The sequence below is a fragment of the Bathymodiolus heckerae thiotrophic gill symbiont genome, assembly GCF_900180345.1.
GTDB lineage: Bacteria > Pseudomonadota > Gammaproteobacteria > PS1 > Pseudothioglobaceae > Thiodubiliella.
In genome coordinates this window covers 1-8,440 of record NZ_FXLV01000057.1, presented here as the reverse complement: position 1 = coordinate 8,440, position 8,440 = coordinate 1, and the positions used below count along the sequence as shown (strand labels likewise).

Below are 8,440 nucleotides of genomic sequence, written 5' to 3'. Positions count from 1 at the left end.
TGCGAATGAATGTTGAGTTGTTTGTTTCCAAGACATTGTTATTTTTTTGATTGATTTTAGATGGTTGTTATTTTACTGGATTGGTGTGGTTTTGGTTGATTTATGCAAAGGTCTCAATGTATAATTTTAATGTGTAAAAACAAAAAAAGGCGTTGTGCATAGAGTAAATATTTATTTTGAACAGGATTTATTTCAACAAATAAAGCAAATGTCGGCACAAAATAATTAAAGTATGTCTGCTTATATTCGGGATGTTTTGCGTTCGGAAATTGGGCGTAGAAAACAACGGTCGCTATTGATGTATTTGGTGTTTTGGGCATATGGGGAGATTATAATATTAGTCAAAAAAAAACTTTGCGTGATAAGGGGTGGGGTTAAATGATTTACTTGGATGCTAATGTTTTGATTGAAATTACTAAGAATTTCCATTATTTACCGAGGCTTGCGTTATTATGAGAAAAATTCAAAGTTTTGTGCGTCGTTCGGGTCGGTTGACGCTGGGGCAAAAAATGGGACTGACGGATTTTTGGAAAGATTACGGGGTGGATTTGCCAAAAGGTAAAATTGATTTAGATGCTTTGTTTATTAAACGGCAAGAGGTTGTTTTAGAGGTGGGATTTGGTAATGGGGATAGTTTGCTAAAGATGGCGATTAACATGCCTGATAAAAACTTTTTGGGGATTGAAGTGTATGAGGCGGGCATTGGCAGGCTGATTAATGAGGCGCACAAATGCCAATTAGGCAATCTTAAAATCATTCAAGCGGATGCAGTTGAGGTTTTGACACACCATATAGAAAATGACAGTTTAGTTGGTTTTCAGCTGTTTTTTCCTGACCCATGGCATAAGAAAAAGCACCATAAACGTCGCATCATTAATACGGATTTTTTGGGTATCTTATCGCAAAAAGTTAGACAAGGCGGGCGTATTCACATGGCGACTGATTGGGAGCATTATGCCACTCAGATGCTGGATACCTTAGAAAATCATCCGCACTTTAAAAACACACAAAACACCCCTACATATTCACCAAGACCCCAATATCGACCTATCACTAAGTTTGAACGACGAGGCGAACGATTGGGACACGGAGTTTGGGATTTAATTTTTACTAACGAGAAACGATTATGATTTTTCCTTTATTTGTTGCTATAACGCTACTTGAAATTTATGTGCTTGCCTCAGTAGGCGATGCGATTGGTGGGCTTTCAACGGTTTTACTGGTGATTGTAACGGCATTTATAGGGTCTTTTTTGCTAAAACAACAAGGCTGGTCAACCATGGCTAAGGTGCAAAATGCCATGGCTAACGGTCAAACGCCTGCTTTTGAGATGTTAGAAGGTGTGGTAATTTTAGTCTCAGGTGTATTATTATTAACGCCTGGATTTATTACTGATAGTATTGGACTATTGGGACTGATGCCTTTTTCTAGGAGGTATTTTATACATAAAATTTTGGCAAAAAATGCTGAGAAAATATTTACCAAAAAAAGCTCAGTTTTTATTCACACAGCGCCCAATAAAGGCAAAAAACCAACTAAAGACAGCACCATTGAAGGCGAGTTTTGGGAGGATTAAAAACTTTAGAGCAATGGCTGGCTTGGCAGGAAAATCTGCATTTTCAGGAGATTGATTTAGGCTTAGAACGCATCCACAAAGTATATCAAAACCTGTTTCCAACTGGTGTTAATTTTAAAGTCATCACCGTGGCTGGTACAAACGGCAAAGGCTCAACCATTGCTTTTATTGACAGCATTTATCAGCAGGCAAATATCAAAGTGGCACAATTTACCTCGCCACATATTTTGCACTATAATGAGCGATTTTGTATTAACGGCGTGCAAGCCAACGATGTTCAAATTTGCACAGCATTTGAGCAAATAGAGCAAGCCAGAGGCAACACTTCCTTAACTTATTTTGAATTTTCAACACTGGCGGCATTGATTATTTTTACCAACGAAAAAGTAGCGGTTGCCGTGCTGGAAATTGGGCTAGGCGGTCGGCTTGATTCGGTCAATGTGGTTGATAGCGATGTGGGGGTTATTACTAATATTGACATTGACCATGTTAATTATTTAGGCGCTACTCGTAAGCTGATTGGGCAGGAAAAAGCGGGTATTATGCGTGGTAATATTCCGTGCGTGTGTGCTGATTTAAATCCACCGAACAGCATTATTCAATACGCTGAGAAAATTGGTGCATTATTAACCTTCATTAACACGCCTTATTCTGGTGCAATTAGCCTGCAAGGCGAGCATCAAAAGACCAATGCTGCGCTCGCTATTGCAGCAATCAATCAATTACAGTCCGTATTTACGGTTAAGCAAAATCAACTGGCTAGAGGTATTGAAAATGCCAAATTATCTGCTCGTTTTCAGACCAAAATCGTCAATGGAAAAACCCTTGTGCTGGATGTCGCCCATAACCCCGCAGCCGTGCAAGTTTTGACGGACACGCTCAATATAGACAAACAACCCACTATTGCCATTTTTTCTGCACTGAATGACAAAAATATTGAAGCAATGATTAGCACCATTGCACCCTTGATTGACGAATGGCTACTGGTTCCGCTCAAAGTTAACCGTGCTATTACGATGCAAGATTTGAGCGAAAAATTTAGTTTGTCAAGTAAAATTAAGGTTTACAAAAATATATCGTCTGCAATCCATCAAGCGCTGAATGCCAAACAAGCCCAACGCATCGTCATTTTTGGCTCTTTTCATATTGTCGGCGATACACTCAAAGTACTTGAATAATTCTTGTAAAATTAACTTTTAAATGATTAAAAGTAGTTAAAGAGAGACCTTTGTATAATTATGAATGAAATTTTTTCAAGTATTTGGCAAACAATTGCTCTATTAGTTTGGTCTGATTGGTTAACACTGGCAATCTTGCTTGTTTTTCTTGTGCTTGGTTTTAAGCGAGAATTGATCAACGAGCTGATTAATTTGGCTTTTTTAATGCTCGCTATTTTTGTGGCTTGGTTGCTCTATGAGCAGCTCCCTAACATCGAAATTATTAACTGGCTAACGCCCTCTCGTCAATCACATCTTGCTATTGCATTTGGTGCGATTTTTATTGGCATTATCGCCATCAAAAGGGCACTGTATAAACTCATAGCTGTTTCATCAACTGCCAATAATCCTTGCGCACTCAACCGTATTTTTGCCATATCAGTACTGCTCGTAATAGCCGCGCTTATCAGCTGGTCTTATATAGGTAATCTTGCTAGTCTTAGCATTATGGAGGTCGTTTTTAGTAATGAATCCTTACGCATAGGTGCAGCGTTTACTGGCATATTCGCCACGATTGTTGGGGCTTCTTTATTACTCACAAATATCCTTAATATTTCAATCAGCACAAGTGCACCTTGTTGGCTATCGCCATTGTTCCAAGCAGCTTTAAACAGTTTTCACAGAATCAATACCGTGCTTAATGCACGCAATACTGACGGCATAAAAAATAAAATATGGGGTGCTATTGTTGGGCTGTTTAATGGCTGTGTGTTTATCGTTGTGATGGTTTTAGTGCTACAAAGCATTGACTTCATATCGCAAGAATATTATTGGGTTGAATCTCGTAGTTCGCTCAGAGCATTTCAAGATGTGGCTTCAAGCATTCAGCCTGAATTATCACAACATTTATTATTTATCAAAAACGAATAAGGAAATAACTTATGTGTGGCATTGTTGGCATTTTATCTACCACTAAAAAAGACACAGCGCTTTATATTTATGATGCGCTAACCATTCTTCAGCACCGTGGGCAAGATGCCGCTGGCATTGTTACTTCACACAAAGGGCGTTTTTATATGCGTAAGTCAAACGGCTTGGTGAGAAACGCCTTTAGAGCCAAACACATGGAAGGGTTGCTAGGTGATATGGGTATTGGTCATGTGCGTTATCCAACGGCAGGTAGCTCTTCTGGTGCAGAGGCGCAGCCTTTTTATGTCAATTCGCCTTATGGCATTGCTTTTGCGCATAACGGCAACTTAACCAATACGGTAGAATTGGCAAAAGAATTGTTTGAGCAAGACTTACGCCATATTAACACCAATTCTGACTCAGAAATCTTGCTCAATGTATTTGCCGGAGAGCTGGCCAAGCTAGAAAAACAACGCATTAATGAAAAAGATATTTTTACCTCAATCACGCAAGTGCACAAACGAGTACGGGGCGCTTATGCAGCTATTGGCATGATTTCAGGTTATGGTATTTTTGGTTTCCGTGACCCAAATGGCATCCGCCCACTCATCTTGGGCAAACGCACCACGAATGGTGGCACTAAATATATGCTTGCCTCGGAAAGTGTCGCACTCACAGCATTAGGCTATGAAGTTACCCGAGATATTGCCCCAGGCGAAGGCGTTGTTATTGACAGAAAAGGCAATATATTGACGCAACAATGCTCAGATTCAGTCAAATATTCACCTTGTATCTTTGAATTTGTTTATTTTGCCCGCCCAGATTCTGTGATTGACAATATTTCCGTGTATAAATCACGCCTCAGAATGGGTGAAAAATTAGCAAAAAAAATCCAGCAACAATGGGGGAATGAGAAAATTGATGTGGTAATTCCAATCCCAGACACCTCAAGAGTATCGGCACTACAGTTAGCACAAAAGCTCGGCGTAAAATACTCCGAAGGCTTGATTAAAAATCGCTATATTGCCCGCACTTTTATTATGCCTGGACAAAAACAACGGAAAAAATCTGTGCGCCAAAAGCTAAGCGCAATTGAACTTGAATTTAAAGGCAGAAATGTTCTATTGGTGGATGATTCTATTGTGCGTGGCACCACCAGCCAGCAGATTGTGCAAATGGCACGAGACGCAGGTGCTGCAAAAGTATTTTTTGCCTCAGCCGCCCCCGCAGTGCGCTATCCAAATGTTTATGGCATCGATATGGCAAGTAATAAAGAATTCATCGCCCACAATAAAACCACAGATGAAGTCTGCACTGCTATCGGTGCTGATAAACTCATTTATCAAGATTTAGAGGATTTAATTTGGTGTGTTCAGCAGGGCAATCCAGATATTACAAGCTTTGACTGCTCTTGCTTTAACGGCGAATACATTACTGGCGATGTTGATAAAAACTACTTACAGGGCGTTGAATATTTGCGTTCTGATGCTACCAAGCAAAAAAACAATACCAATGAAAGCTCAGAACTCATCTGCAATGATGTAGAATAAACCTTATGAAGGATTTAAAATTTGACACAATAGCCATCCGTGAAGGCTACCGAACGACTAACGAACAAGAGCATTCTGAGGCGATTTTCCTCACTTCTAGCTTTAAGTTTGATTCCGCAGAACAAGCAGCAGCTCGCTTTGCTAAAGAAGAGCCAGGCAATATCTATGCACGATTTACCAACCCGACGGTGGATGCTTTTGAGAAAAAACTAGCCGCACTTGAAGGCGCTCAGGCGTGTGTCGCTACTGCATCTGGCATGGCGGCGATTTTTACCACCATTATGGCATTGGTTAAATCAGGCGACCACATTGTGGCTTCGCGTAATATGTTTGGCACCTCGATTGTACTGCTTAACACTATTGTTAGCAAGTTTGATATTGCTATTAGTTATGTTGATTTAAGTGATTTATCGCAGTGGGAAAATGCCGTCCAAGATAATACAAAATTATTTTTATTAGAAACCCCGTCCAATCCATTGGGCGAGGTGGTAAATATGGTTGCACTCAGTAAAATTAGCCAAGCCAATGATGTTTTATTGGTAGTGGATAATGCAATTTTGTCACCAGCATTGCAAACACCCCTTAAATTAGGGGCAGACATTGTTATTCACTCAGCGACTAAATATATTGACGGACAAGGGCGTTGTCTGGCAGGTGCGGTGCTCGGCAGTAAAGAAACCATTGAACAAGTGGCTGCTTTTACTCGTACAACAGGTCCCAGCCTAAGTGCTTTTAACGCATGGATTGTGCTCAAAGGCTTAGACACGCTTAGCCTTAGAATGAAGGCACATTGTAAGAATGCACTCAAAATTGCAACTTGGCTAGAAAACCAACCACAAATAGAAAAAGTACACTACCTAGGCTTAAAGTCTCATCCACACCACTCGCTTGCAAAAACACAGCAATCAGGATTTGGTGGTATTGTGTCGTTTGAAGTTAAAGGTGGGAAAACAGCGGCATTTAAATTAATTAATGCCACTGAAATATTCTCTATTACTGCCAATTTAGGCGATACAAAATCCACCATTACCCACCCAGCAAGTACTACGCACGGTCGCCTAAGTGATGAAGAAAAAGCAGATGCTAACATTACGGATGGATTGGTTCGACTTTCAATAGGGTTAGAAGACATTGATGATTTAATAGCAGATATAAAAATCTAGTCTAAATCAGGTATAATCATTAAGAAAACATTTGATAACCAAAAACTATGCAAAACTCCTTTTCTTATGAAGAATTAATCAAGTGCGGTAACGGCGAATTGTTCGGCCCTGGCAACGCACAATTACCTCAGCCACCAATGCTAATGTTTGATCGCATCACTCATATCTCAAGCGAGGGTGGCGAATATGGCAAAGGTGAAATTATTGCAGAATTAGACATTAATCCTGATTTATGGTTTTTTAAATGTCACTTCAATAACGATCCTGTGATGCCAGGTTGTTTGGGTTTAGATGCAATGTGGCAATTGATTGGCTTTTATTTAGGCTGGTTAGGCGGACCTGGTCGTGGTCGTGCGCTGGGTGGAGGCATAAAATTCACTGGACAAGTGTTACCTAATGCGAAAAAAGTTACCTATAAAATCAACTTATCCCGTGTTATTGCGCGTAAATTATATATGGGTGTGGCTGACGCAACCATGGAAGTGGATGGTAAAGTGATTTACGAAGCTACCAACCTCAAGGTTGGATTATTTACTGATACTAGCAAAATGTAATGAACAGAATTGTTATCACAGGAATGGGCATCGTCTCTAGTTTAGGCGCAAATTGCAATGAAGTGCTAGCGTCTTTAAAGAACGCCAAATCAGGCATTAAATTTGATGAAACATATGCAGAAATGGGGCTAAGGTCTCATGTTTCTGGTCAAGTGACTGAAGTCAATTCAAGCGAGATTATTGACAGAAAGATGAAGCGTTTTATGGCAGATGCTGCTATTTACAATGCCGTTGCATTGGACGAAGCTATCAAGCAATCTGGATTAACCAAAGAACAAGTCTCTAACCCACGCACAGGACTTATCATGGGCTCTGGCGGCGCTAGCAACCAAAATGTAGTTGAAGCGGCAGATATTTTAAGAGAAAAAGGAATTAAGCGTGTCGGTCCCTACCGTGTACCACGCACCATGGGCTCAACCACTTCCGCTTGTCTGTCTACTATGTTCAAAATCAAAGGCATCAACTATTCCATTAGTTCTGCCTGTTCTACCAGTGCACATTGTATTGGTAATGCAATGGAGCAAATTCAATTAGGCAAGCAAGATGTGGTATTTGCTGGTGGCGGTGAAGAATTAAACTGGTCATTAACAATGTTGTTTGATGCTATGGGGGCGCTGTCTTCTAAATACAACAAAACCCCTGAACAAGCCTCTCGTGCTTTTGACACAGATCGAGATGGTTTTGTGATTTCTGGTGGTGGTGGTGCCTTAGTGTTGGAATCTTTAGAACACGCCGAAGCACGAGGCGCCGTTATCCTTGCCGAGCTTACTGGCTATGGTGCAACATCTGATGGCTATGATATGGTTGCACCAAGTGGCGAAGGCGCTAAACGCTGCATGGAAATGGCTATCTCAACAGTAGATGGTCCAATTGACTATATCAATGCCCATGGCACTTCAACGCCTGTGGGTGATGTTAAGGAACTTAATGCCATTAAAGCAGTATTTGGGGGCAACATCCCGAATATAGGCTCAACCAAATCTCTTTCTGGACATGCCTTAGGCGCTGCGGGAGTCAATGAATCAATCTACTCATTGCTAATGCTGCAAAATAATTTTATGGCAGAATCTGTCAATATCAACACACTGGATAAAGCCGCTGAGGGTATGCCAATTGTCCAAGCAACCACTGTGCAATCACTCAACCGAGTGATGTCAAATAGTTTTGGCTTTGGCGGTACTAATGCTTGCTTGGTGTTTGAAAAATTTAAAAAATAAGTATCATTCTTTCCAGCTAAATGATGGGTATTCATCGGTAATCAGTAGAAATGCATAGGCATTTACCCTTAAAGAATAACGCAAAAATCCAACAAAAAAATAAAACTTGAATTCGCATAACAAGTGCAATTTTAATTGTAATTAAATAGCCGGTTGTAATAAACTTTGCTATTTTCTTACTACGGGGAATTGCAATGAATTATCAACAACTGACTAACGATGAACGATACCAGATAAAAGCGTGTTTACAACTACATATGAATCAGATTGGCATTGCCAATCTGTTAAACAGAAGTCCGGCAACTATCTCACGT

At 40.3% G+C, this 8,440-nt stretch carries 9 protein-coding genes; all 9 read left to right on the top strand.

What is annotated here, in order from left to right; translation table 11 throughout:
- The first annotated feature begins 452 nt into the window (after nucleotides 1–452).
- Nucleotides 453–1,130: a tRNA (guanosine(46)-N7)-methyltransferase TrmB gene (trmB, locus tag CRYPD_RS06790; protein ID WP_138146834.1), complete on the top strand. Its 678-nt coding sequence runs from the start codon at nucleotides 453–455 to the stop codon at nucleotides 1,128–1,130.
- A complete protein-coding gene (locus CRYPD_RS06785) occupies nucleotides 1,127–1,576 on the top strand; it encodes an FxsA family protein (RefSeq protein ID WP_138146833.1) in 450 nt (149 codons plus the stop codon). The genes trmB and CRYPD_RS06785 overlap by 4 nt, the downstream gene beginning before the upstream one ends.
- Nucleotides 1,564–2,754 (top strand): bifunctional folylpolyglutamate synthase/dihydrofolate synthase, encoded by a 1,191-nt coding sequence (locus CRYPD_RS06780; RefSeq protein WP_138146832.1) that lies wholly within the window; start codon nucleotides 1,564–1,566, stop codon nucleotides 2,752–2,754. The genes CRYPD_RS06785 and CRYPD_RS06780 overlap by 13 nt, the downstream gene beginning before the upstream one ends.
- Nucleotides 2,755–2,814: 60 nt before the next feature.
- Nucleotides 2,815–3,663, top strand: coding sequence for a CvpA family protein (locus CRYPD_RS06775; protein WP_138146831.1), 849 nt, complete (start codon nucleotides 2,815–2,817; stop codon nucleotides 3,661–3,663).
- Between the two features lie 11 nt (nucleotides 3,664–3,674).
- Entirely contained in the window at nucleotides 3,675–5,192 is a 1,518-nt protein-coding gene (gene purF / locus CRYPD_RS06770) for an amidophosphoribosyltransferase (protein WP_138146830.1), read from the top strand.
- 5 nt (nucleotides 5,193–5,197) lie between these two features.
- Nucleotides 5,198–6,355 (top strand): O-succinylhomoserine sulfhydrylase, encoded by a 1,158-nt coding sequence (locus CRYPD_RS06765; protein ID WP_138146829.1) that lies wholly within the window; start codon nucleotides 5,198–5,200, stop codon nucleotides 6,353–6,355.
- A gap of 47 nt (nucleotides 6,356–6,402) precedes the next feature.
- Nucleotides 6,403–6,909 carry a 3-hydroxyacyl-[acyl-carrier-protein] dehydratase FabA gene (gene fabA, locus CRYPD_RS06760; RefSeq protein WP_138146828.1) on the top strand — a complete coding sequence of 169 codons (507 nt, stop codon included), beginning with the start codon at nucleotides 6,403–6,405 and terminating at the stop codon, nucleotides 6,907–6,909.
- Nucleotides 6,909–8,126: a beta-ketoacyl-ACP synthase I gene (fabB, locus tag CRYPD_RS06755; RefSeq protein ID WP_138146827.1), complete on the top strand. Its 1,218-nt coding sequence runs from the start codon at nucleotides 6,909–6,911 to the stop codon at nucleotides 8,124–8,126. The genes fabA and fabB overlap by 1 nt, the downstream gene beginning before the upstream one ends.
- Nucleotides 8,127–8,320: 194 nt before the next feature.
- The coding region (locus CRYPD_RS08480; protein WP_171004383.1) for a helix-turn-helix domain-containing protein at nucleotides 8,321–8,440 on the top strand (120 nt) is incomplete at its 3' end.

Coding starts and splice junctions, on each gene's coding strand:
- CRYPD_RS06765 (WP_138146829.1), top strand. CDS start 5,198: ATGAAGGATTTAAAATTTGACACAATAGCCATCCGTGAAGGCTACCGA.
- purF (WP_138146830.1), top strand. CDS start 3,675: ATGTGTGGCATTGTTGGCATTTTATCTACCACTAAAAAAGACACAGCG.
- CRYPD_RS06785 (WP_138146833.1), top strand. CDS start 1,127: ATGATTTTTCCTTTATTTGTTGCTATAACGCTACTTGAAATTTATGTG.
- CRYPD_RS06775 (WP_138146831.1), top strand. CDS start 2,815: ATGAATGAAATTTTTTCAAGTATTTGGCAAACAATTGCTCTATTAGTT.
- fabA (WP_138146828.1), top strand. CDS start 6,403: ATGCAAAACTCCTTTTCTTATGAAGAATTAATCAAGTGCGGTAACGGC.
- fabB (WP_138146827.1), top strand. CDS start 6,909: ATGAACAGAATTGTTATCACAGGAATGGGCATCGTCTCTAGTTTAGGC.
- trmB (WP_138146834.1), top strand. CDS start 453: ATGAGAAAAATTCAAAGTTTTGTGCGTCGTTCGGGTCGGTTGACGCTG.